The organism is Evansella clarkii, assembly GCF_002019695.1.
Taxonomy (GTDB): Bacteria; Bacillota; Bacilli; order Bacillales; family Salisediminibacteriaceae; genus Evansella; species Evansella clarkii.
This window is the reverse complement of sequence record NZ_KV917376.1, coordinates 4,601,820-4,626,340: the sequence shown is the minus strand read 5'-3', so window position 1 is coordinate 4,626,340 and position 24,521 is coordinate 4,601,820. Positions and strand designations below refer to the sequence as shown.

Here is a 24,521-nt window from a genome sequence, read left to right as displayed (position 1 = left end):
ATAAATACATGACATATGAAGAACTGATACATTCAATTCAGGAGGCATCGGAAAAGAAAACAATCGCAGTAGCCCATGCTGATGACATTTCTTTGTTTCAGGCAGCGAAAGAAGCTATAGATCTCCGGCTTGCCTCATTTATATTTACAGGTCCTGCTGAAAAAATGGAAGTGCTGGCTGAAGAAGCGGGTATGACCAGCAGGCACAGAGAAAAAATCCAGCTGGTGGATAGCTCTGTCCCTAAGGAATCTGCTCTAAAAGCTGTTGAGCTAATTAATAAAGGAGCAGCGCAAGTATTAATGAAAGGGATGCTTTCAACTTCTGTTCTGCTGAAGGCGGTTCTGAATAAGGAATCAGGGCTCAGGACAGGCAAAATTCTCTCCCATGCAGCTGGTTTTTCACTCCCGGGAAGAGATAAAATGCTATTTATAACAGATGCCGCAATGAATATAAACCCAGATTTGAACGAGAAAGCTCAAATCATTCAGAATACAGTTGAAACAGTAAAAGGGCTCGGAGTAGAAAAACCTCGAGTTGCGGCTATTGCAGCGGTAGAAACCGTTAATCCTGCAATGGAAGCGACAATTCATGCCGCCGCACTGACTCAGATGAATAAACGAGGCCAGATAACCGGGTGTGTTGTGGATGGTCCGCTAGGTTTTGATAATGCAGTATCCGAGGAAGCAGCATTACAAAAAGGAATCGACTCTGAAGTTGCGGGGAAGGCTGATATTTTGCTTGTGCCGGATATTGAAACTGGCAATGTGCTTTATAAGTCCCTTACCTATTTTGGAAATGCTGTAGTCGGGGGGATAATTACAGGTGCAAAAGCCCCGGTTATCCTTACATCAAGAGCAGATTCTGTAAACAGTAAACTCTTTTCAATAGCAATGGGCACAGGCTCTTCTTCAGTCCATTAATTATAAACGCTATACACAGGGAATATTCAGAGGAGGAATAAAAATGGAATTGTTTAAGTACATGGAAACTTATGATTATGAACAGGTGGTTGTCTGCCAGGATAAGCAGTCAGGATTGAAAGCAATTATAGCAATTCATGATACAACTCTCGGACCAGCCCTTGGCGGTACAAGAATGTGGACTTATGCTACTGAAGAAGAAGCTTTTGAGGACGCGCTTCGTCTTGCGAAAGGGATGACATATAAAAATGCCGCTGCAGGACTCAATCTTGGCGGGGGGAAAACAGTTATTATAGGAGACCCGCGCAAAGATAAAAACGAAGCAATGTTCCGGGCGTTCGGACGTTATATTCAAGGTCTTGGAGGACGGTATATTACAGCTGAAGACGTTGGGACAACAGTTGAGGATATGGATATTATTTATTCTGAAACAGATTATGTTACAGGGATTTCTCCAGCATTCGGTTCTTCCGGAAACCCGTCCCCTGTTACAGGCTACGGTGTATATGTAGGAATGAAAGCCGCTGCAAAGGAAGCCTTCGGGACAGATTCCCTTGAAGGGAAAAGAGTCGCAGTGCAAGGTGTGGGGAACGTGGCATACGCAATGTGCCGCCACCTCCATGAAGAAGGAGCGAAGCTGATAATTACTGATATTAACAAAGAAGCTGTACAAAGGGCTGTAGAAGAATTTGGAGCTGAAGCGGTAGATCCAGCGGATATATACAGTGTGGACTCTGATATATATGCTCCATGTGCACTCGGAGCGACAATTAATGATGAAACCATTTCACAGCTTAAGGCAAAGGTAATAGCCGGAGCTGCGAACAATCAGCTGAAAGAAACAAGGCACGGAGATATTGTTCAGGAAATGGGTATTGTATACGCACCAGATTATGTTATCAATTCAGGCGGTGTTATTAATGTGGCTGATGAGCTGTTAGGCTACAACAGAGAAAGAGCTCTGAAAAAAGTAGAAACAATTTATGACAGTATCTCAACGATATTTGAAATTTCAAAGAGGGATCAGATTCCTTCCTATAAAGCTGCAGACAGAATGGCAGAGGAAAGAATTGAAACGATGAGACGTTCACGTAAACAATTTCTTCAGAACGGCATGAACATTTTAAGCCGTGGCAGATAAGCAAATAAAGATCTCTCCTTTAAGGGCTGATCTTCCGTTGAGATATGTTTTTTGACAATGGAGGGCAATATTGTGGAACACAAAAAAGATTTCAGAATACTAACGATTAATCCAGGATCTACATCGACTAAAATAGGTGTCTTTGATAATGAAAGAATCATCATGGAAGAAACGATCCGCCATGACAGGGACAAACTTAATGATTATGATTCAATTATCGACCAGTATCCTTTCCGAAAGCAGATGATCCTGGAGACTCTCGATAATCAGGGGATGAATTTATCAAAGTTATCCGCTGTTGTCGGCAGAGGGGGACTCCTCCGTCCTATCGAAGGAGGAACGTATGCAGTAAATGACAGAATGATCCAGGATTTAAGGGAAGGTTATTCCGGTCAGCATGCTTCAAACCTTGGGGGGATCCTCGCAGAGGAAATTGCTTCCCAGCTTAATATTCCTTCTTATATTGTTGATCCTGTCGTGGTAGATGAACTGGATGACATTGCAAAGGTATCAGGCTTTGCTGATTTTGAAAGAAAAAGTATTTTTCATGCACTGAATCAGAAAGCGGTTGCCAGGAGAGTAGCCGACGAACTGAAAACGTCGTATAAGGAACTTTCCCTTATCGTCGTGCATATGGGCGGTGGTATTACTGTCGGGGTTCATAAAAACGGACGTGTAATAGATGTTAATAACGGTCTGCACGGGGAAGGCCCGTTTTCACCAGAAAGGGCCGGGACTGTGCCTGCAGGTGATTTAGTTTCCATGTGTTTTTCAGGGGAATTTTATGCGGACGAAATTATGAAGAAGATTGTTGGACAGGGCGGACTTGTTGGTTACTTAGGTACCAACGATGCAGTCGAAGTAGAAAACCGAATCGCTAAAGGCGATGAGAAAGCGGAGCTTGTATATGACGCGATGGCTTATCAGATCGCAAAAGAAATAGGAGCTGCCGCTGCTGTACTGTCAGGAAAAACAGATGCAATTATCCTTACCGGCGGACTGGCTTATGGAAAGGAATTTGTCAGCAAAATAACAGAAAGAATTCAGTGGATAGCCAACGTTATTATTAAGCCTGGGGAAAATGAACTGCAGGCGCTGGCAGAAGGAGCCCTCCGCGTCCTACGGGATGAGGAAGAAGCAAAGGAATATTAAAGCAAGAGTGAGCAGCTGCCATCTGGCTGCTTCTCACTTACACGTTTTGAGGAGGTAATTATGGCTAAAGATTACGATTTAGTAGTACTGGGTGCAGGAACCGGGGGCTACGTTGCAGCAATTCGTGCTTCCCAGTTAGGAATGAAAGTCGCTGTGGTTGAAAAGGAGAACCTCGGAGGGACATGCCTTCATAAGGGCTGTATTCCGAGCAAGGCACTACTCAGAAGTGCGGAAGTGTATAAAACAGTTCAGAAAAGCGCTGATTTTGGTGTGGAAACGTCTGAGCCAGGACTCAATTTCCTGAAAGTGCAGGAAAGAAAACAAGGAATCGTGGACCAGCTTCATAAAGGCGTACAGCATCTGATGAAAAAAGGTAAGATTGATGTATTTCATGGCCATGGAAGAATTTTAGGTCCTTCTATATTTTCTCCGTCACCAGGGACAATTTCTGTAGAGAATAATGACGGATCAGAAAATGAAATGCTTGTTCCGAAGTTTGTTCTTATTGCCACTGGCAGCAGGCCGAAAACACTGCCGGGTCTTGAGATCGATAAAGAGAAGATCATGACCTCCGATGAAGCGCTGCAAATGGAAGAACTGCCGGCATCGATTACTATCGTTGGCGGAGGGGTAATAGGTATCGAGTGGGCGTCAATGCTTGCAGACTTCGGTGTGGAAGTAACAGTTCTCGAATATCTGCCAAGAATACTGCCGCTCGAAGACGAAGATATTTCTAAAGAGATGCTCCGGGCAATGAAGAAAAAGAAAGTGAAAATTGTAACTTCTGCCAAGGTGCTTGCAGATCAGGTTAAAACTGACGGAGATAAGGTAATCGTCCCTTATGAGCATAAAGGTGAAACAAAATACGCAGAAACAGAAAAGGTGCTTGTCTCGGTTGGGAGAGCTGCAAATATCTCTGATATAGGTCTGCAAAACACAGATATTAAGACAGAGAAGGATTTTATCGTCACAAACGAATATTACCAGACGAAAGAATCACATATTTATGCGATCGGTGATGTTATCGGCGGCCTTCAGCTTGCCCATGTTGCTTCCCATGAAGGAATTGCAGCTGTGGAGCATATGGCTGACGGTGACCCTCATCCAGTGAACCCTGACATGGTAGCAAAATGTACTTATTCTTCTCCTGAAGCAGCTAGTGTAGGACTTACGGAAGCAGATGCTAAAGAGAAAGGCTACGAAGTAAAAACTGGAACATTTCCTTTTAAAGCAATTGGAAAGGCTCTGGTGAACGGGGATACAACAGGTTTTGTTAAATTTGTTTCAGATGCGAAAACAGACGATCTTCTCGGGGTACATATGATTGGCCCGCATGTCACTGATATGATTTCTGAAGCTGCTCTGGCAAAAGTACTGGATGCTGCTCATTGGGAGGTTGCGGAGACGATACATCCTCATCCTAGCCTGTCTGAAGCGGTCGGCGAAGCAGCACTTGCCGTTGACGGTAAGGCAATTCACGGAGGATAGTTTGTTATTCAGGAAGATAACTAAGGAGGGAATAAAATGAGTGAACTTCGACACCAGCAACTAGGATTATCTGATGAAACTGTTCTGGAAATGTATGAAACTATGCTGATGGCACGGATGATAGATGAAAGAATGTGGCTTCTAAACCGTGCTGGGAAAATTCCGTTTGTAATTTCCTGTCAGGGGCAGGAAGCGGCGCAGGTTGGGGCTGCATTTGCCCTGAATACAGAAAAGGATTATGTATTGCCTTATTACCGGGATATGGGGGTAGTACTTACTTTCGGGATGACTCCTCAGGAATTGATGCTCTCCGGATTTGCAAAAGCAGAAGATCCGAACTCCGGAGGAAGACAAATGCCGGGACATTTCGGACAGAAGAAGAATCGAATCGTCACAGGTTCTTCCCCTGTAACTACTCAGCTTCCTCATGCAGTTGGTTTCGGCCTTGCAGCTAAAATGAAGAAACAGGATTTTGTTTCTTTTACGACATTAGGTGAAGGGTCTTCTAACCAGGGGGATTTCCATGAAGGGATAAACTTTGCAAGTGTTCATGATCTTCCATGTATATTCATGGTTGAAAATAATAAATATGCTATTTCTGTACCGCTTGAGAAACAGTTAAACTGTGAGAATGTTTCAGACCGTGCAGTTGGATACGGGATTCCTGGCGTAACAGTGGATGGGAATGATCCTCTTGCAGTATACGAAGCGATTTCTGAAGCGAGAGAAAGAGCTGTTAAAGGGGACGGGCCAACACTTGTTGAAACAGTTTCCTATCGTTTGACACCTCACTCCAGTGATGATGACGACAGTGTATACCGTGCTAGGGAAGAGGTTGCTGAAGCGAAGAAAAAGGACAATATTATTACTTTCGGAAATTATCTGCGGGAAACAGGGCTGCTCACTGATGAGAAGGAAGAGGAGATCCGTGGAAAACTGAGGAAGATTATTGATGAAGCGACAGAATATGCGGAAAATGCACCATATGCAGAACCAGAATCCGCTTTAAAACACGTATACGGAGAGGAGTGATTGCATTATGCCAGTCAGATCATATATTGAAGCAGTTACACTTGCTATGAAAGAAGAAATGGAAAGAGATGAAAACGTATTTGTTCTTGGAGAAGATGTTGGTAAGCGTGGAGGAGTGTTCCGTGCTACTAACGGTCTCTATGAACAATTTGGAGAAGAAAGGGTTATTGATACACCGCTTGCGGAGTCAGCTATAGCCGGAGTAGGCATCGGAGCGGCTATGTACGGAATGCGTCCTGTAGCCGAAATGCAGTTTGCTGATTTTATTATGCCTGCTGTAAACCAGATTGTTTCTGAAGCAGCAAAAATTCGTTACCGTTCAAATAATGACTGGACATGCCCGATTACTATCCGTGCTCCATACGGAGGGGGCGTTCATGGGGCGCTGTATCATTCTCAGTCAGTGGAAGCATTGTTCGCTAATGTGCCAGGTCTGAAGATTGTCATGCCTTCAACACCTTATGATGTTAAAGGATTGCTAAAGGCTTCTATCCGAAGTGAAGATCCTGTGTTATTTTTTGAACATAAGCGTGCCTACAGACTCATAAAAGGTGAAGTGCCTGATGAGGATTATACGCTTCCAATAGGGAAAGCAGATGTGAAGCGTGAAGGAGAAGACATTACCGTAATTACTTATGGCCTATGTGTCCATTTTGCAATGCAGGCTGCAGAAAACCTGGCAAAAGAAGGGTACGAAGCACATATTCTTGATCTACGGACCGTGTATCCTCTCGATAAAGAGGCGATTATTGAAGCCGCTAAGAAAACAGGGAAAGTGCTTCTCGTTACCGAGGATAACAAGGAAGGCAGTATCATGAGCGAAGTAGCAGCAATTATTGCGGAAAACTGCTTATTCGACCTGGACTCACCGATCCAGCGTCTGGCAGGACCTGACGTCCCTTCAATGCCGTATGCGCCAACAATGGAAAAATATTTTATGGTTAATCCGGATAAAGTAGAAGCTGCTATGAAGGAGCTTGCAGAATTTTAATAAAAGGAGGCACCTTATTTTATGGCAACTGAAATTACAATGCCCCAGTTAGGCGAAAGTGTAACAGAGGGTACTATAACAAAATGGCTGGTACAGCCAGGCGATCAGGTGAATAAATACGATCCCATCGCAGAAGTAATGACTGATAAAGTGAATGCGGAAGTACCTTCTTCCTATACAGGAACGATCAAAGAACTGATCGCAGAGGAAGACCAGACAATTGCAGTAGGCGAAGTTATTTGCACGATGGAGGCAGAGGGGGAGGCTGCTCCTTCCGAAAAGAAACAAGCTCCATCATCTGAAAAGAAAGAAGAACCTGTACAGCAGGAGGACACTTCAGCTAAAAAACGTTACTCTCCTGCAGTTCTCCGTCTTGCTCAGGAAAATAATATTGATCTTGAGCAGGTTGAAGGAAGTGGACGGGGCGGCCGTATTACACGAAAAGACCTTCTTGCCTTAATTGAAGGGGGCAATATACCTGAAAAAGGCGGTAAAGCCCAGACTCCGCCTAAAGCTGCTGAAGAACCAAAACCTGCAGAGATGGCTCCGGAACGAACGGCGCCAGAAATGGATGCTGCTCCAGCGGGAGGCAGGGAAACCTACAGGCAGCCAGCTGCCTCAGCTGGAAGAACGGAAGAAATTCCTGTATCCGGTGTAAGGAAAGCAATCGCTAATAATATGGTTAAATCAAAACACGAGGCTCCGCATGCATGGATGATGGTTGAAGTGGATGTTACAAATCTCGTTAACTTCCGGAACAAAATAAAAGATGAGTTTAACCGGAAAGAAGATATTAAATTAACATTCCTGCCTTTCTTTGTAAAAGCTGTGGTTGACGGACTGAAAGAATATCCGCAAATTAACTCACAGTGGGCCGGCGATAAAATCATCCGCCATAAAGATGTGCATATTTCCCTTGCTGTTGCTACTGAAAAAGAACTTTTCGTTCCAGTAATTAAACATGCAGACGAAAAAACGATTAAAGGTTTAGCTAGAGAAATAAATGACCTTGCCGGAAAGGTGCGCTCTAATTCCCTGAAGCAGGAAGATATGCAGGGGGGGACTTTCACTGTAAATAATACAGGGTCATTCGGGTCTGTTCAGTCTCAGCCTATTATTAATTATCCGCAGGCAGCAATCCTTTCCGTGGAATCGATTGTTAAACGTCCTGTGGTTATGGAAAATGACGCAATAGCTATAAGGCATATGGTGAATCTCTGTATGTCACTGGATCATCGAGTCCTCGACGGATTAATTTGCGGTAAATTTATGGCGCATATTAAAAATACGCTAGAGAACATGAATGAAAGTAATACGAGTATATATTAAGTAAGGAAACAAACCTGGCTGTCTCACAGCCAGGTTTGTTTTTACATAAGAATGAATTTCATATATAGCTTTGCAAAAAAAAAGACGAACATTACTTTTCGATTGCAGCGTAAGACGACGACTCTGGCGGGAAAAGCATGGGAAGCTGAAAATCCATTTTTGACGGCGTTCAGCCGTCAAAAATTAGTTGAAGCCGTGCCCGCAGAATGCGTCCGTCTGAAGCGTAAATCGGACAACAAATTAATATTTTTAGATAAAGTTCCTATTACTGAGGGAAATCTTGAATTATGAAATGGATTCATAAATGTAAAATCACGGAGCATACTAGAAAAAAAGGAAAGGATGAACTCTGTGAAAACTACTAATTCTGTTCGGAATTTATATATTTTTATGCTGGCAGTATTGCTCTTTACTGTCCCTGCAGCTGCATTGGCCCACGATGGACAAGATGCCGGCGGAGAAAACGGCGGCGGGTATACGGAAGATATAATGCACAGGCATTCTGCTATTAAGCCGCATTTTTATTATTATATGGAGCTGCTTTTCGAGAAATTCCAGCCGGAGCTGAAAGAGAAATGGCAGGAAGTCGTAAGAGAAAAAGAAGCTATTTATAAAAAGATGAAAGAACTTAGTAAAGAAGGAGAAACGAGTGATCATCCTGCAGAAAGTGAAGCGTGGGAGGCTGCCCATAAAGATACGCAGGAAAAGTTTCTCCAGGCTGTAAAAAAGAGGGACGAAGAAAGTTTGAAAGCTTTGCTCCCGGAACTTCTCTCTCTTCACAGGAAATGGAATGAAGAGCACAGAAACTATATTACCGGAAACTGACGAAAAGCATTGATTTTACAATAACTTTTCAGCGCAAGCGCCTGCCCGCCTGCATTAACCGAGCGTACTCCTCACGAGGTTTCATCGGGCTGTCCCGATGATCTGGCTCTAATCAATAATGCGGAGGATGAGACAAGGCGTTTGCGCTTTTATGTCTTGTACGTTTTTCTTTAAAATAGTACAAAATTATAGCATTAGAGAATTTTTACGTGTAAAATGGAAATCACAATGGTAATAAAGGAGTGCATATTAATGGACTTTCAATTATTTATGAATGATGTTGTTCAGGCAGGAAGAAAAGAAATGACAGAAGCAGGCTATCAGGAACTAAAATCAGCGGATGAAGTTGATGAGCTGCTGAATAAGCCGGGGAATACTTTTGTTATGATAAATTCAGTTTGCGGCTGTGCCGGTGGAATAGCTCGTCCATCAGCTGCCTATATGAAAAACTATGAAGTACAACCTGACAATTATGTAACCGTATTTGCAGGCCAGGACCGTGAGGCAACAGAGCGTGTAAGATCTTATTTCGAAGGATATGAGCCATCTTCACCTTCTTTCGCACTTCTTAAAGACGGAAAAATCCAGACAATGATTGAAAGGCATGAAATTGAAGGCCATGAACCAATTGAAGTAGTTCAGAAGCTGGAAAAAGCTTTTGACCAGTACTTTAAGTAAGCGTTCTTTAAAGGTCTTTACGTACAGCCACACCAAAATCAATAAAACCTGGTGAAAAGGAGGTGCAGCCTCCTTTTCTTTATGCTATAATTTTCATCGTTATAGTTGTACGGAAAAATTATTTATGTGGAATAAGGAGTGTAGGCAGTATGCAGGAACTTTACAAACAGCTTCATGTCTATTTAAACATGGAGGAAGAGATTGAATTCAACGAATTCGACAGCTATTATAAAAAGGTTATTGAGTATTTTAATGAGTATGCGGACGAGTTCAGTGAAGAGGACATCTGGAAAGCTTTATTTATCTCAGAAAATGTTATGTCAAATGCAGACCACCGTGCAAAAGAAGAAAAAGGATCAAAGGCAAAGAAATACAAAAAAGCAGCTCAGCGTCTTTCCCTGTGGGCAAAGAACTTTACAGGCAGATTAGCACAGTTGGGTTATACGAAAGAACAAATGAACGAAAGATATGAAAGCATGTTTGAAGAAGAGGTATAATCACTGAGTTAAGAAAAGGAATATAATACTGGCAGATAAAAAAACACTTGCTTTTTACTCTCTGTATTGTTATACTCCTATAGTACGGACGAACCAGTATCGTCCGTTTATGCGCCTATGGTGAAATGGATATCACACGAGATTTCGGCTCTCGCGTTCTGGGTTCGAATCCTGGTGGGCGCGCCAAACTGTACATAAACTACTCCAGTATAAATTATACTGGAGTTTTTCATTTTAAACAGAAGTAACGTCTTTTTGAAGCAGACCTGGAAAAGGAAGCTTCTTCCAGAGGGAAATCAACAATCATAAAAATAACAGGCCGCAACCAATTTTTCAGACGAAATAGTGAATAGTAACCATATGGCTGCAATATCAGGAAGTAAACCGCAGGAGGCGAGGGAATGTTTCGGATAGGCTACAGGACGATAAAAACAGCGCTTGGAGCTTCGCTGGCAATAGCGATTGCACAGTTCCTTCAGCTGGACTATTTTGCTTCAGCAGCAATCATTGCTATCTTATGTGTGCAGAAAACGAGAAGAAGCTCCCTTAGTATGTCATGGATAAGATTTGCTGCCGCTATTATCGGTATGGTTTATGCAGCTGTCATCTTTGAACTGTTAGGATATCACTTTTTTTCACTGGGAGTGTTTCTTCTCCTGTTTATTCCCACAATGGTAGCTTTAAGGCTGCAGGTTGGTATTGTCACGAGTGCGGTCATCATCCTTCACATATACTCTTACGGGGCAATCACCGCAGCACTTATTGCCAACGAACTGGCTCTTATTATAATAGGGGTAGGATGCGCTCTGTTAATGAATATATATATGCCAAGTGTTGAAAACGATCTGAGTAATATGCAGAACAGGCTGGAAGAACTATACTCTAAAATATTTCATGAATTTGCTGTATATATTAAGAATGGGGAAAGCAGCTGGGACGGCAGAGAGATAACCGAAGCCGCTGATTTACTTCAGTCAGCCAAGAATACGGCAATCCAGAATTTAGACAACCACATTCTGCGTTATGAAGATCAGTACTACCATTATTTTAAGATGAGGGAGAAACAGCTCGATATTATTGAACGTATGATGCCCTTGATAACTTCCATTGATCTTCAGCTGAAACAGGGAGAGATGATAAGTGATTTTATTGAGCGGCTGAGTGTGGGGGTAAATCCGAAAAACACTGCATTTATTTTTATTAACCAGCTTGAAGAGCTGCGGGATATGTTTAAAGAGATGCCTTTGCCTGAATCGAGGCAGGAATTTGAAGCACGGGCTGCCATGCTTCAGCTCGTTCAGGAGATAGAACAGTATCTGCTGATTAAGAGGCAGTTTAAGACTGTAAAAAATTACTCTTTACTCCGATGAATATTTAACAGGCTTTCTGTAACAACTAAAGTGTAGCAAAGGAAGTTATCCTGCAGCAGAAGGCGTGGTAAAATTGGTTTCCATATTGTTATCTTTATTGCTTGTTATTTCACCAGTATGGCCAATCGGAGAAAACCCTCTTGTTGGCGACCCGTATATCATCATTAAAAAATCAACAAATGAACTCGCGTTTATCTACGAGGGCGAGGTACGGCAGGTATATAATGTTTCTACTGGCAAGACGGATGAATTGACTCCTGAAGGCGAGCATACAGTTACAGTGAAAGCTGTACGTCCTTATTACAGGAAAGATAATATTCAGGGAGGGGATAAAGACAATCCTCTCGGTTCCAGATGGATAGGTGTGGATGCAGAAGGGACAGACGGAAGAATTTACGGTATTCACGGAACAAATAATCCCGAAACTATAGGGAAATATATTACCGCTGGGTGCATCAGAATGTATAACAGTGACGTGGAGATTCTGTTTCAGGAAATTCCTCTCGGAACAAAAGTGATGATTACTTCCAGCGATGCTTCTTTTGAAGAACTTGGGGTAAGGGCAGGGGCAGTAAAGAAAAAGGAAGCAGAAGAAAATGGAACACAGTAAAGGACAGCATAGGGATGCTGTCCTTTTTATTAAATTAGAAAGTTTAAATTTTCTAAGAAAATTGTCCAGCTCCAGCGCCTGCGAGCTCGAGGTCACTTCAGGCAGGCTACTACGTGAATTTGCATCTCTGCTGCCTTGCGACGAGTAATCGCAGGAGCACATGTATGCCAAAAAGCGGCTTCCGTCAAAGTCCTTCCAGTGCTTGACCGCTCGTGACCAAGGCGCCTGCGCTTTTCTTAATTTTAGTACATAGCTAAACCGGCTAAAACTGTACCTAGTGCCATTGTAGCTATCATTACATATATAATTGCTTTCCTCATTTTTCGGGGCATCAGACTTACCTCCTCTTGAACATTGCTACCTTATATTTTACTTCTGTTAAGACATTTAGGCAAGTGCTTCTCTGAAAAGTCTCCTCCATTATCCTGTATTTAAATAAAAGGCTTTGTTAAAGGTCAATGTTGATTTTTACATGTATGTTGATTGTAGCGGAAGGAAGCGAGACGCCTTCGGGAATAGCATTAGCTGTAGATCCCCTCGGAAGCCTTTTGGGCTTCCGAGGTAGCTGAAGCAATGCCCGAGGCAAGCGAGCGTCCTGTAGTGGAATCAACAATAAAGTTTAACAGAGCTAAATAAAAAAGAAGGAATTGTCGAATAACGTAACGAAGTAATGTATGTTAAGGCCTGTGAAATCTGGCTTTTCCCATGTACTATTCCGGATGGTTAAACCGGCAATTTCAAAGGAGGAAATCAAACAGTGTCAGAACAAACATCAGCTTTTGAAGAGTGGAAAAAGCGAACAGAAGAAGAACTTAAAAAACGACCAGAACGTAAAGATGAATTTTTAACTTCATCCGGTACAGAAATAAAACGATTATATACACCAGAAAAAATAGACGAAGATTACAAAGATAAGCTTGGCTTTCCCGGAGAGTATCCATATACAAGAGGAGTTAGAAGGTCAATGTACCGGGGGCGCTTATGGACAATGCGCCAGTATGCAGGATTTGGTTCAGCAGAAGAGACAAATAAAAGGTTCAGATATTTACTTGACCAGGGTCAGACAGGACTCTCTGTCGCCTTTGATCTTCCAACTCAGATAGGATATGATTCCGATGATGCCATGTCATTAGGGGAAGTGGGAAAGGTTGGAGTAGCGATTGATTCTCTCGAAGATATGGAAATCCTGCTGGAAGGTATTTCTCTCGATGAGGTCAGTACCTCGATGACGATTAACGCTCCTGCAGCCATACTTCTTGCAATGTATATTGCCGTTGCAGAGAAACAAGGTGTTTCCAAAGAGAAAATACAAGGCACAATCCAGAACGATATATTAAAAGAATACATAGCAAGAGGAACTTATATTTATCCGCCCAAACCATCGATGAGGCTTATTACGGATATTTTCGCTTACTGTACAGAAAACACGCCGAAATTTAACACAATCAGTATAAGCGGCTATCACATCCGTGAAGCGGGCTCAACTGCTGTCCAGGAGCTGGCGTTTACTTTGTCAAATGCTGTGGCATACGTAGAGGCCGCTATTGAAGCAGGCCTGGATGTGGATAAATTCGCGCCAAGGCTCGCCTTTTTCTTTAATGGACATAATAATTTCTTTGAAGAGGCAGCAAAATTCAGAGCGGCGAGAAGAATGTGGGCAAAAATTATGAAGGAAGATTTCGGAGCGAAAAATCCGAAAAGCCACCAGCTTCGTTTTCATACTCAGGTAGCCGGCTCAACACTAACGGCCCAGCAGCCTGATAATAATATTGTGCGTGTGGCACTTCAGGCACTGGCAGCAGTTCTTGGAGGAACCCAGAGCCTTCACACAAACTCGAAGGATGAGGCGCTGGCACTGCCAACGGAGGATTCAGCGAGGATAGCCCTCAGAACACAACAGATCATCGCTCATGAAACAGGAGCAGCAGATACCATTGATCCTTTAGCAGGTTCTTATTACGTGGAAGCTCTTACTGATGATCTGGAAGAAAAAGCGTATGAATATATGCAGCAGATCAAAGAAAGAGGCGGAGCAGTAGCAGCTGTGGAACAGCAGTATATGCAGCGGGAAATACAGCGGGCAGCCTATGACTATCAGAAAAGAGTTGAAAAAGAAGAAGAAATAGTCGTAGGAGTTAATAAATTCACTTTAGATGAAGAACCTGAGCCTGAATTAATGCGTGTGGATGATAAATTTGTGGAAGAACAATTCGAGCGGCTGAAAAACCTTAAAGCAAAAAGAGATTATGAAAAAGTGAACAGCGCACTTTCAGATCTGAAAGAAGCAGCTGAAGGAACAGAAAACCTGATGCCACACATTATTGAAGCGGTCAAGTGTTATGCCACTATCGGTGAAATTTCAAATACTTTAAGAGATGTATTCGGAGAATATTAATCGTCGGAGAATCAAGAGGAGTGACTGGATCAAATGGATAAGATAAGAGTATTGATTGCAAAACCAGGACTTGACGGGCATGACAGAGGGGCATTAGTTATTTCTCAGGCTCTCAGAGATGCCGGTATGGAAGTAATATATACAGGGTTAAGGCAGTCGCCTAAACAAATTGTCCGGGCAGCTATTCAGGAGGATGTGGATGCTATCGGTCTGTCGAGCCTGTCGGGAGCCCATAATGTGTTATTTCCTGAGGTTTTAAAACAGCTGAAGGAAGCAGACGCTGCTGATATTATTGTTTTTGGCGGGGGAGTCATCCCTATTGAGGATGTAAAGGCCCTTGAGGAACAGGGGATTAAAAAAATATTCACTCCGGGAACACCTACCAAAACTGTGGCTGCTTATATTGAGCAAGCCGTGCTGGAAGGACGTGGAGAGGAAAGAGGGCTTCTGGATAAGCCAAAAGGGCTGGACCATATTGGAATTGCAGTAAAATCCATTGATGCTGCCCTGCCATTTTATTTAGACCACCTTCACCTTAAAGTAGATACAATTGTGGAAGTTCCGTCCCAGCAGGTAAAAGTAGCTTTTCTGGGGCTTGGGAATACTAAACTGGAATTATTGGAACCGCTTTCTCCATCCAGCCCGGTTGCAAAATTTATTGAGAAAAAAGGAGAAGGGATTCATCATATAGCATTGTCGGTAACCAGTCTGCAGGAAAGGCTTGACCAGCTTAAGCGGGAAGGAGTCGAGTTAATCGACGAAACTCCGAAAGAGGGAGCGGGAGGTTATCCAATCGCGTTTCTCCATCCGAAAAGTGCCGGAGGAGTACTTGTAGAGTTATGTGAGCCTGAGAAGATTAAAGGAGACGACGAGTAAGTATGGATATGTATGATAAAATTAACGAACTTTATGAAAAACGCAGGAAAGTGGAAATGGGCGGCGGAGACGAGAAGATTGACAAACAGCATGAAAAAGGAAAACTAACAGCGAGAGAACGGATCGATATATTTCTCGACACAGGCACCTTTGTTGAACTTAATCCTTTTATAGAGCACAGAAACCAGGATTTTGGCATGGAGAAAGGGTCTGCCCCTGGAGAAGGGGTCGTAACCGGTTATGGAAAAGTAAACGGGAGAATGGTATTTTTGTTCGCTCAGGATTTTACTGTTTATGGCGGGGCTCTAGGCGAAATGCATGCAAAGAAAATCGCTAACGTAATGGACCTTGCAGTAAAAAATAAAGCACCATTTATCGGACTAAACGATTCTGGTGGCGCCCGAATACAGGAAGGTGTTTTATCCCTTGACGGATATGGGCATGTATTTTACCGTAACTCCATTTATTCGGGTGTAATACCGCAAATTTCTGTAATAATGGGTCCATGCGCCGGGGGAGCAGTGTACTCTCCGGCTATCACAGACTTTGTTTTTATGGTCGAAAAGACCAGCCAGATGTTTATTACCGGTCCTAAAGTAATTGAGACTGTAACTGGTGAATCAATATCTTCCGAGGCACTGGGAGGTGCACAGGTCCATGGAACGAAAAGTGGTAATGCCCATTTCTCCTGTGCTTCCGAAGAAGAGGCTCTGAACGAAGTGCGGCGGCTTCTCAGCTACCTGCCTCAGCATAACGAAGACCTGCCCCCTCAATTGGAACCGGAAGAAACAGATGATTTTCTTTACGATCTGCTGGATGATGTTCCTGTTGATCCAACCCGGCCGTATGATGTGCGGAAAGTGATAGAACAGGTTGCAGATACGGGGAGCTTTATGGAGGTCCATAAATCCTTTGCTAAAAACGCAGTTGTCGGTTTTGCCAGAGCAGGGGGACGGTCAATCGGAATTATTGCGAACCAGCCGAAGGTCATGGCTGGTGGCCTCGATATTGATTCATCCGACAAAATATCAAGGTTTATACGCTTCTGTGACTGCTTCAATATACCATTGATTACATTCGAGGATGTAACTGGATTTTTTCCGGGAATTAAACAGGAGCACGGGGGAATCATCCGTCACGGGGCAAAAATTCTGTATGCTTATTCTGAAGCTACTGTGCCTAAGATTACTGTCATTACAAGGAAAGCTTACGGCGGGGCGTACGTAGCCTTAAACAGTAAAGCAATTGGAGCTGACATAGTCTTCGCATGGCCGAATGCTGAAATAGCTGTAATGGGCCCCCACGGAGCCGCGAATATTATTTTTGCGAAGGATATCAGGGATAGTGAAGACCCTGAAGCGACACGTCAGGAGAAAATCGAGGAATACCGTGAAAAATTCGCTAATCCTTATATTGCTGCTTCAAATGGCATGGTTGACGATGTCATTGACCCGCGGGAGACAAGAATAAAGATTATCCAGAGCCTTGAAATGCTCGAGAGGAAAGAAGAACCACGTCCCTCTAAAAAACACGGTAATATTCCTCTGTAAACATTCCATGGGAGCCGACAGGAGATTATTTTTAATAAAAACGGGACAATATGTTACAATTACAGCGATTCCTTATTAAGAAAACGGAGGCTTTCCTATGATAAACGAACAACGATTAACCGAAGAATTTCTTGAACTCGTTAAAGTAGATTCTGAAACAAAATATGAAAGAGAAATCGCCGATGTATTAAAAGAGAAATTTGAAAACCTCGGTGTGAGAGTAAAAGAAGATGATACTACTCACATCACCGGGCACGGAGCTGGAAACCTTATCTGTACCCTGGAAGGAACGTCAGATGCGGACCCGATTTATTTTACGTCCCATATGGACACAGTAGTTCCAGGTAACGGAGTCAATCCGGTTATTGAGGACGGGTACATAAAAACTGACGGTACAACGATACTTGGTGCGGATGACAAAGCAGGACTTGCTGCAATGCTTGAAGCAGTGAGAGTAATAAAAGAAAACAATATAGCCCATCCCACTGTACAATTCATTATTACAGTTGGGGAAGAATCCGGATTAATTGGAGCAAAAGCTCTCAGCCGTGACGACCTTATTGCAAAGTACGGCTTTGCGCTGGACAGTGACGGAAAAGTAGGAACTGTCATCGTAGCCGCACCTACCCAGGCAAAAATTGCAGCGACAGTGCATGGTAAGACGGCCCATGCAGGTGTTGCGCCGGAGAAAGGAATTTCCGCAATTACGATTGCTGCCAAAGCAATTGCAAATATGCCTTTAGGGAGAATTGATGAGGAAACTACCGCTAATATTGGACGTATTGAAGGTGGTTCCCAGACGAATATAGTGACAGACAGAGTGGAGATTCTTGCAGAGGCCCGTTCTTTAGTTCCGGAAAAAATGGAAGAGCAGGCAGGAGCAATGAAACAGGCTCTGGAAGAAGCCGCGAAAGTCATGGGCGGACGTGCTGATGTAAACATTGAGGTAATTTATCCAGGGTTTAAACATAAAGATGGCGACCATGTCGTGGAAGTTGCTAAAAAAGCAATTGGAGCGGTTGGACGGGAAGCTGTACTGAAAACAAGCGGCGGAGGCAGTGATGCAAACGTTATTGCCGGCCATGGCATTCCAACAATAAACCTCGGTATTGGCTACGAAGAAATCCATACAACAAATGAAAAAATGCCGGTGGAAGAGCTTGTCAAAACAGCTGAGCTTGTTACAGAAATCATCAGAAATGCCGCCGAAAGCGAATAACAGTAATGAGGCACTCTCCCATATGGAGAGTGCTGTTTTTACTTGATAGGAAAGAAAAATAATTGAAGAGGAAAATTTGACATAGGTACACTGCCGATGATACTTACTTAATAATAAGGCTGAAAAATCGGCATAATTTCTTTAGCTAAACTGAAGGTATCAGTTTCCTGAAGATAGGGTAAAGGTATTGCATGTATACAACCTGCGTTTATGTAAAAAATCATGTAAATTATTTCTTGCCCTTGATAATTATGGTATGGTAAAGAAGATTCAGATTCTGAAGTAAAATTTTCGGGAAGTGATGATATGTCAGTCAATCGAAATAATCATTTACTATTAAATTACATTCGAGGTATAGGAAAAGTGTTAGAGGAAGAGTGGCAGCAGAACGCAAAAGCACTGGGTTTGACCCTGGCTGAACAGCATATTATGTGGATTGTCCACTCAAAAGAAAAAATTTCTGTTTCCCATATTGCGAAAATTGGTTTATGGGACCGCTCCACAGTCATGCAGGTAATTAAACGATTGCAGGAAAAAAAACTTGTGAGGATGCTAAAGGATGAGCGTGATTTAAGAATAACATACATTGAGCTTACTGAAGAAGGAAAGCTAAAACGTAATCAATCAAAAGAAAAAGATTTTGAACTCTTTTCCTTCCTCAATGAATATCAGAAAGAGAATGAAGAGTTTATTGAGGAGCTGATTCGCTTTCACAGAGAAGTTAACCTCCATTTTCATGGAAGGGAATTTGTAGACTGGGTGGAGGAAACTACAGAAAATTATGATGAGTGGTAAGTACGTAAGGATACGGGACGACGAAAAAAGAACCCGCAGCACCTACTGTAGTATGCTGACGGGTTCCAGATTCCCATATTCTAGAGATTCGAGAATCGTTTCTTCTGAATAACCTATCTGGTTAGAAAGCTCTTCAAGAGTAGGTGAAGGACATTCACTGCTTTCACACTCGGCCACAATTTCCACGATTAAACTAAGCACTATATCGTAAGGGGCCTCATTCTGGATATATTCCGACATTATATCGACCGCCTCTCACCTTAGTATTACTCAATCATAACACTTTTGTTCTGGAAATTAAAGGTGGACACCAGGTAAAATAATTGACGAGATTCGACACACCGGGCAGCCGGTGTTTTGTTATTTTCACATATGTAACTCAATTTCATAATTCAAGATTTTCAACTTTAATACGAACATTATCTTAAAAGGTTACTTTTTGTTCGATTTACTCTTCAGAGGGACGCGTTCTGCGGGCCCGGCTTCAACTAATTTTTGACAGTCAAATGCCGTCAAAAATGGATTTTCAGCTTCTCATGCTTTTCCCGCAAGAACGAGCACCTTCTTCACGCAAATGCATCGAGTTGTCTCGGCGGATATTCTACGGAACTAAGCTGGCAAAACTCTTTTTGCGACGAGTAACCGCAGGAGCAAAACTCTTTTTGCGATGAGTAACCGCAGGAGCAAAACTCTTTTTGCGACGAGTAACCGCAGGAGCAAACTCTTTTTGCGACGAGTAACCGCAGGAGCAAACTCTTTTTGCGACGAGTAACCGCAGGAGCAAACCTCTTTTTGCGACGAGTACCCGCAGGAGCAAACGCTTTTTGCGACGAGTAACCGCCGGAGCAAACTCTTTTTGCGACGAGTAACCGCAGGAGCAAACTCTTTTTGCGACGAGTAACCGCAGGAGCAAACTCTTTTTGCGACGAGTAACCGCAGGAGCAAACTCTTTTTGCGACGAGTAACCGCAGGAGCAAACTCTTTTTGCGACGAGTAACCGCAGGAGCAAACTCTTTTTGCGACGAGTAACCGCAGGAGCAGAGGAAGAGACAGTCACCGCCGTCTTATTCTGCAATCGAACAGAAACGTTTGTTCTTTTTATACAAAATATATATTTGAAATTTCATTCATGTGATGTGAAGTTAGTGAATTTTCTCCTTACTGATTTTTAAATCAGTAGAAATTTATTATAATTGCAGTAGTCTTTAACATATTGCGCATAGTTGGAAAAAACGAAGGTACATATATCAAAGTTTGTTGAAAAGAGGGTTAAATATGACAGGGACGCGAAAGGGAAGGATAATATTTCATGTTGATATGAATAGTTTTTATGCTTCTGTGGAAGCTGCCTTCGACCCTGCCCTGTCAGGAAAGCCGCTTGCAATAGCCGGAAATGCAGAAGCAAGGCGGGGGATTGTCGTTACCGCTAGTTATGAAGCACGTGCAAGAGGAGTAAAACCTCCGATGCCTTTATGGGAAGCTTTAAAAAAATGTCCTGAGCTTATTGTCAGAGAACCAGACTTTGGGAAATATCGTGATGCATCCAGGAGAATGTTTCAAATACTGTATGAGTATACCCCTCTCGTTGAACCAGTTTCTATTGACGAAGGTTATATGGACATAACAGAAACAGACACTGAGATGACAGCATTGCAGCTGGCGGAACACCTTCAGAGGCGCATTAAACATGAACTGAATTTACCTTGCAGCATAGGTATAGCCCCAAATAAGTTTCTGGCTAAAATGGCCAGTGATATGAAAAAACCAATGGGAATTACTGTTTTAAGAAAACGGGAAGTAAAACAACGGCTCTGGCCTCTCCCGGCAATTGAGATGCACGGAATAGGCTCAAAGACGTCAGAAAAGCTCGGGAAACTTGGCATACATACAATTGGACAAATTGCGGAATCCGAGGTCGATTATTTGCAGGCGCGTTTCGGAATAAGCGGACAGAGAATGTATGAAAAGGCTCATGGGATTGATAACAGACCTGTAGATCCTTCCGCGGCAGAGGAGTTTAAAAGCGTCGGAAACTCTACAACTTTGCCAAAAGATGTGAAGGATACCGGGCAAATAAAGAAAGTAATTATGAACCTCGCTGATTCAGTGAGCAGAAGGATTCACCGTAAAGAAGTCTATGCCGGTAATATTCAGCTGACAATCCGGTACCACAATTTCAATACCATTACGAGAAGCAGTAAACTACCATACCCTGTAAGCACCCGCAAAGAGATTTTTGAAGCGGCATGGCAGCTATGGAACAAATACTGGGACGGGGACCCTGTCCGCCTTCTCGGAGTTACTGCTATGGATCTTGTTGAAAAAGGGCAGGCTTATAAGCAGCTCGATTTATTTTCCTACACGAAAGATTTGAAACAGGAAAAGCTGAATAATGTGGTAGATAAACTGCGGGATAAATATGGGGAAAGTTCCCTCCTCAGCGGAACACAGATTAAGAAAGGGGATGGAAGTGACCGCAGCGATCTTCTTCGGGATAAAAAGAAGCGGGGAACGAGTCTTGAGAAAGACTTTATGCATAATGGACTGTTTAACGAAGAAGAATGAACCGGCAGCGCTGCCGGTTTTTTCTTATTGCGCTCATTACCTTAAACAGGTGAAGCCGTACTTATATTTTAAACTTCCTCTAAATTCCTTCATGGGATGAACCGATATATATAATACAAGCAGGAACAGGGAGTGTTTTACGTGCATATTAACAATTTGGAAGCACACTTGAATCCAGGTAACAGCAATTCGAAAATCCGCGAGGGTGAAATATATAACGGGAGAATTATAAACCGTCTGCCTGGCAGAGACGCACTTCTTTCGATCAGGGGGCAGGAAGTAAGGGCAGTATTTACTAATGACCTTCCTCAAGGTGATCGTGTCACTGTTAAAGTGGAAGGAAAGGCAAATGAAAAGTTCCAGGTAAGCACTGTGGAAGGGGAAAGCAGACGTCCTTCACTGAATTCTGTTACTAACGGGTCTGGTGGTCCTTACGTCTCAAACGGTGGTGGGGAGCAAACACCTGTAAGTTCAGGTGGCATGAAAATATCTTCTCATCTGCAGCAGACAATGAAAGCATTTTCGGATAATGGCATTACATTAACAAAAGAATCAGTTAAGGTCCTAAATAAATTTCTGCAGCGTGGAGAAGGAACTTTGGAAGAGCGGACAACAGCTGCCGCATTATTGGCGAAGAAGAGTCTTGAACCCACTGAGGCAAAGCTTCGGGCGGTACAGGCTGCTTTAAATGATAAAACGAATGTACATAGCTTCCCGCAGCAAAACAAAGAGGCAGCAGCGGAGAGGCTGTCCTGGGAGCAGGTAAGATCCCTGATTCTCATGGAAGTTTCGGGAGAACAGAATATCCGGCATACAGGCGGGGCTGAACCAGAAAAAACAACGGCCATATCTTCTGGCAGCAGGGACAGTATCTATTTCAGTCTCCAGAAACTTGTCGAAAACGAACCAGACTTACAAACAGCCATACAAAGGATTCAGCAGGAATTCGCTACAACCTCAGCAGTTCCTGATGCTGCTTCTATTATTGACAAAGCTGCAGCGGAAGCAGCTGTAAAGCTGGCAGAAGGCCGGGAGCTCAAAGGGAGACAAATAATGATTGATGCTCTTGCAGAGGCGGAGAAAGTATATCCTTCTGCTTCCAGGCAGGCGATGGAACCAAATATAAGAAATGAAATAATGCAGTATCTGGCAAACGAGGTACTACAGTCTGAAAAGATTCCGTCAAAAAATATTCTGATTACTGAAATTACAGAACGTCTTGCGAGAGCAACTGATGAATTCAAGGCTTTCCAGAGAGATACGGCAGCCCAGCTTTTTCGAACATCCATCCTGATACAGCAGTCCAGGCCGGAAGCCGTTAACCAGTCAGCACCATTACTTGATAACATAATAAAGCAGCTGGATAAAGCGATATTGAAAAGTGACTGGATGCTTTATACCGATATGAAAACGGAGAAGAAAGTTATGCAGGCAAGCACTATGCTGGCTGAGGCTAAAAAAAGCCTTCAGGCAGGTAATGCCCAGCATGCATCCCAATTGGTTAAAGAAGTCAGACAAACACTGGAAAGCCTCAATTTTAAACCATCTAATCAGAAGGTACAGCACTCTTTAATGAGGGAGGCAGAATGGCAGCAGCAGAAACCACCAGTTCAAAGACTTGCAGGAGAGCTCCAGCATTCCACAAGAATATTTACTGAAAATGGGGGTTCTCCCCGGGAGATACTGGAAGGTCTCCGGCATACCGGCCTGCAAAGAGAAGCGGAACTGGCTCAGCACTTAGCTTCCGGCCGCCAGCTGCCGCAGGAATCCGACAGAAACCTGAAGGCCATTCTTCATCAGCTTGTCAGAGGAGAAGATGAAGGAGGGAGGCAGCAGGCACAGCAATCCCTGAACAGTATTGCCGGACAGCAGCTGATGAGCAGGGCTGATCCACAGCAGAATTTGCAAATGCTTATGTTTCAGCTTCCTCTTTTACTGAAAGGGCAGTCAGAAAATATACAGGTTTACGTTAACTCCAGGAATGATGGAAAGAATCTTGACTGGGAGAACTGTAACCTCTATTTTCTTGTTGGGACGGAAAGAATGGGCGAAGTAGGGATTTCTCTTCAGGTCGCAGAAAGAGCCCTCAGCATCGTTTTAAAAAACGACCAGCCTGATTTTGAAAACAGAATTAAGCCTGTGGCACAGAAATATACTGAAAGGCTGGAAGATATGGGTTTTTATATTAAAGGTGTCAAGTTCGCCAGGATGACTGAGACTCATAAAGAAGAAAAAAAACCTGCTTCAGGACCTGTGTTCCCAGTAATGACCGAGAAAGGATTTGACTTTAAAATATGATCGTCTCAAAGCATTTTAATTATATAAAAAGACGTGAAGAAAGAGGCCCCTCGGCAGTCGCCATTCGTTATGACGACCAGGCCGGGGAACAGCCGAAATTGGTGGCTCAGGGCAGAGGAGCTGTTGCCGAAAAAATAATCGAGCTTGCTTCAAAGGAAGGAATACCTATGGAAGAGGATGCAGACCTCCTGGCTGTGCTTCTTGATACGGATCTTGGAGATAATGTACCGCCCCAGCTTTATGCAGTAATGGCAGAAATATTACTTTTGGTTAAAGAAATCGAAAGTAATTATTAAAATATATGATTACAGGACGATAAAATTTATAGATACACGTATTTCTCAGGAACGGAGGAAAACAAATGATTACAAAAGAGGCTCTGCATAAAAAGACATCCCAGGAAATTACAGCCTTGTTATATGAAGCTTGTTTAGACAATCTTGATGAAGCTAAGCTGGCTATTCAGAATAAGAATTACACAGAAGCGAATCTAAAACTGCAAAAAGCAAGCGATATTATTCACCGTTTAGGAGCGGGCATTAACTATGAGGCAGGGATTGTCGCAGACCAGCTTGATGCAGTCTATAACTATATAGCTGATATAATAATCGAAGCAAATTACAAAAAAGATCTGTCTCTGGTCGATGAAGCAGCAAGCCATCTGTCCGGGATTTCCACAGCCTGGATGGAGGCTATGAAGCATACTCAGGATAAAAAGCCCGAGAACATCAGACGGCAGACGACGGCGTATGAACAAAATGCAATTTATACGGATTGACCAGGGAGGATC

25 protein-coding genes and 1 tRNA gene are annotated in these 24,521 nt (G+C 43.1%); 23 read left to right on the top strand and 3 right to left on the bottom strand.

Going from position 1 to position 24,521, the window contains the following annotated elements; all coding sequences use genetic code 11:
* The first annotated feature begins 8 nt into the window (after positions 1–8).
* The 14 genes from BK582_RS21795 (at position 9) to BK582_RS21730 (ending at position 12,033) form a co-directional block, all read left to right on the top strand.
* Entirely contained in the window at positions 9–920 is a 912-nt protein-coding gene (locus BK582_RS21795) for a bifunctional enoyl-CoA hydratase/phosphate acetyltransferase (protein ID WP_078597054.1), read from the top strand.
* A 43-nt stretch (positions 921–963) separates the two neighbouring features.
* Positions 964–2,061: a branched-chain amino acid dehydrogenase gene (gene bcd, locus BK582_RS21790; RefSeq protein WP_078597053.1), complete on the top strand. Its 1,098-nt coding sequence runs from the start codon at positions 964–966 to the stop codon at positions 2,059–2,061.
* A 57-nt stretch (positions 2,062–2,118) separates the two neighbouring features.
* Complete coding sequence (gene buk, locus BK582_RS21785; RefSeq protein ID WP_078598219.1) at positions 2,119–3,213, top strand: butyrate kinase; 1,095 nt, start codon at positions 2,119–2,121, stop codon at positions 3,211–3,213.
* 60 nt (positions 3,214–3,273) lie between these two features.
* Positions 3,274–4,701 (top strand): dihydrolipoyl dehydrogenase, encoded by a 1,428-nt coding sequence (gene lpdA, locus BK582_RS21780; protein ID WP_078597052.1) that lies wholly within the window; start codon positions 3,274–3,276, stop codon positions 4,699–4,701.
* A gap of 36 nt (positions 4,702–4,737) precedes the next feature.
* Positions 4,738–5,733 (top strand): thiamine pyrophosphate-dependent dehydrogenase E1 component subunit alpha, encoded by a 996-nt coding sequence (locus BK582_RS21775; RefSeq protein WP_078597051.1) that lies wholly within the window; start codon positions 4,738–4,740, stop codon positions 5,731–5,733.
* Between the two features lie 7 nt (positions 5,734–5,740).
* A complete protein-coding gene (locus tag BK582_RS21770) occupies positions 5,741–6,724 on the top strand; it encodes an alpha-ketoacid dehydrogenase subunit beta (RefSeq protein WP_078597050.1) in 984 nt (327 codons plus the stop codon).
* Between the two features lie 21 nt (positions 6,725–6,745).
* Positions 6,746–8,053, top strand: a complete 1,308-nt coding sequence (locus tag BK582_RS21765) for a dihydrolipoamide acetyltransferase family protein (RefSeq protein WP_078597049.1) — start codon at positions 6,746–6,748, stop codon at positions 8,051–8,053.
* A 102-nt stretch (positions 8,054–8,155) separates the two neighbouring features.
* Entirely contained in the window at positions 8,156–8,344 is a 189-nt protein-coding gene (locus BK582_RS27325; RefSeq protein ID WP_169911197.1) for a hypothetical protein, read from the top strand.
* Positions 8,345–8,404: 60 nt separating this feature from the next.
* Positions 8,405–8,878, top strand: coding sequence for a hypothetical protein (locus BK582_RS21755; RefSeq protein WP_078597047.1), 474 nt, complete (start codon positions 8,405–8,407; stop codon positions 8,876–8,878).
* A 252-nt stretch (positions 8,879–9,130) separates the two neighbouring features.
* On the top strand, positions 9,131–9,556 hold the full coding sequence (locus tag BK582_RS21750) for a BrxA/BrxB family bacilliredoxin (RefSeq protein WP_078597046.1): 426 nt from the start codon (positions 9,131–9,133) through the stop codon (positions 9,554–9,556).
* Between the two features lie 149 nt (positions 9,557–9,705).
* Positions 9,706–10,053: a hypothetical protein gene (locus BK582_RS21745; protein ID WP_078597045.1), complete on the top strand. Its 348-nt coding sequence runs from the start codon at positions 9,706–9,708 to the stop codon at positions 10,051–10,053.
* A 111-nt stretch (positions 10,054–10,164) separates the two neighbouring features.
* A tRNA-Arg gene (locus BK582_RS21740) sits at positions 10,165–10,239 on the top strand.
* A gap of 215 nt (positions 10,240–10,454) precedes the next feature.
* Complete coding sequence (locus BK582_RS21735) at positions 10,455–11,423, top strand: aromatic acid exporter family protein (RefSeq protein WP_078597044.1); 969 nt, start codon at positions 10,455–10,457, stop codon at positions 11,421–11,423.
* Between the two features lie 82 nt (positions 11,424–11,505).
* Positions 11,506–12,033: a L,D-transpeptidase gene (locus tag BK582_RS21730; RefSeq protein WP_420841252.1), complete on the top strand. Its 528-nt coding sequence runs from the start codon at positions 11,506–11,508 to the stop codon at positions 12,031–12,033.
* A 242-nt stretch (positions 12,034–12,275) separates the two neighbouring features.
* On the opposite strand, the gene prli42 is transcribed toward BK582_RS21730, so the two are convergent.
* Complete coding sequence (prli42, locus tag BK582_RS27320) at positions 12,276–12,365, bottom strand: stressosome-associated protein Prli42 (RefSeq protein WP_167553239.1); 90 nt, start codon at positions 12,363–12,365, stop codon at positions 12,276–12,278.
* Positions 12,366–12,790: 425 nt separating this feature from the next.
* Between prli42 and BK582_RS21725 the strand changes: the two genes are divergently transcribed.
* The 5 genes from BK582_RS21725 to BK582_RS21705 all read left to right on the top strand — a co-directional run bounded on the left by BK582_RS21725 (position 12,791) and on the right by BK582_RS21705 (position 18,868).
* The gene (locus tag BK582_RS21725) at positions 12,791–14,428 is read left to right on the top strand and encodes an acyl-CoA mutase large subunit family protein (RefSeq protein ID WP_078597042.1); all 1,638 of its coding nucleotides are present in this window, start codon (positions 12,791–12,793) and stop codon (positions 14,426–14,428) included.
* Between the two features lie 33 nt (positions 14,429–14,461).
* On the top strand, positions 14,462–15,304 hold the full coding sequence (gene mce, locus BK582_RS21720) for a methylmalonyl-CoA epimerase (protein ID WP_078597041.1): 843 nt from the start codon (positions 14,462–14,464) through the stop codon (positions 15,302–15,304).
* Positions 15,305–15,306: 2 nt separating this feature from the next.
* The gene (locus tag BK582_RS21715; protein WP_078597040.1) at positions 15,307–16,854 is read left to right on the top strand and encodes an acyl-CoA carboxylase subunit beta; all 1,548 of its coding nucleotides are present in this window, start codon (positions 15,307–15,309) and stop codon (positions 16,852–16,854) included.
* Between the two features lie 97 nt (positions 16,855–16,951).
* Positions 16,952–18,073 carry a M20/M25/M40 family metallo-hydrolase gene (locus tag BK582_RS21710; protein WP_078597039.1) on the top strand — a complete coding sequence of 374 codons (1,122 nt, stop codon included), beginning with the start codon at positions 16,952–16,954 and terminating at the stop codon, positions 18,071–18,073.
* A 306-nt stretch (positions 18,074–18,379) separates the two neighbouring features.
* Complete coding sequence (locus BK582_RS21705) at positions 18,380–18,868, top strand: MarR family transcriptional regulator (RefSeq protein ID WP_078597038.1); 489 nt, start codon at positions 18,380–18,382, stop codon at positions 18,866–18,868.
* A gap of 42 nt (positions 18,869–18,910) precedes the next feature.
* On the opposite strand, the gene BK582_RS21700 is transcribed toward BK582_RS21705, so the two are convergent.
* Together BK582_RS21700 and BK582_RS27315 are read right to left on the bottom strand one after the other, a co-directional pair.
* A complete protein-coding gene (locus BK582_RS21700; protein WP_078597037.1) occupies positions 18,911–19,108 on the bottom strand; it encodes a hypothetical protein in 198 nt (65 codons plus the stop codon).
* Between the two features lie 361 nt (positions 19,109–19,469).
* Positions 19,470–19,943, bottom strand: coding sequence for a hypothetical protein (locus BK582_RS27315; RefSeq protein WP_169911195.1), 474 nt, complete (start codon positions 19,941–19,943; stop codon positions 19,470–19,472).
* Between the two features lie 200 nt (positions 19,944–20,143).
* Between BK582_RS27315 and BK582_RS21695 the strand changes: the two genes are divergently transcribed.
* From BK582_RS21695 to fliS, 4 genes are all read left to right on the top strand, one after another.
* Positions 20,144–21,433, top strand: coding sequence for a DNA polymerase IV (locus tag BK582_RS21695; RefSeq protein WP_078597036.1), 1,290 nt, complete (start codon positions 20,144–20,146; stop codon positions 21,431–21,433).
* Between the two features lie 141 nt (positions 21,434–21,574).
* Positions 21,575–23,731: a hypothetical protein gene (locus BK582_RS21690; protein ID WP_078597035.1), complete on the top strand. Its 2,157-nt coding sequence runs from the start codon at positions 21,575–21,577 to the stop codon at positions 23,729–23,731.
* Complete coding sequence (locus BK582_RS21685) at positions 23,728–24,027, top strand: EscU/YscU/HrcU family type III secretion system export apparatus switch protein (RefSeq protein WP_177344651.1); 300 nt, start codon at positions 23,728–23,730, stop codon at positions 24,025–24,027. Before BK582_RS21690 ends, BK582_RS21685 begins: the two co-directional genes overlap by 4 nt.
* 65 nt (positions 24,028–24,092) lie before the next feature.
* The gene (gene fliS, locus BK582_RS21680; protein WP_078597034.1) at positions 24,093–24,509 is read left to right on the top strand and encodes a flagellar export chaperone FliS; all 417 of its coding nucleotides are present in this window, start codon (positions 24,093–24,095) and stop codon (positions 24,507–24,509) included.
* The last annotated feature ends 12 nt before the right edge of the window (positions 24,510–24,521 follow it).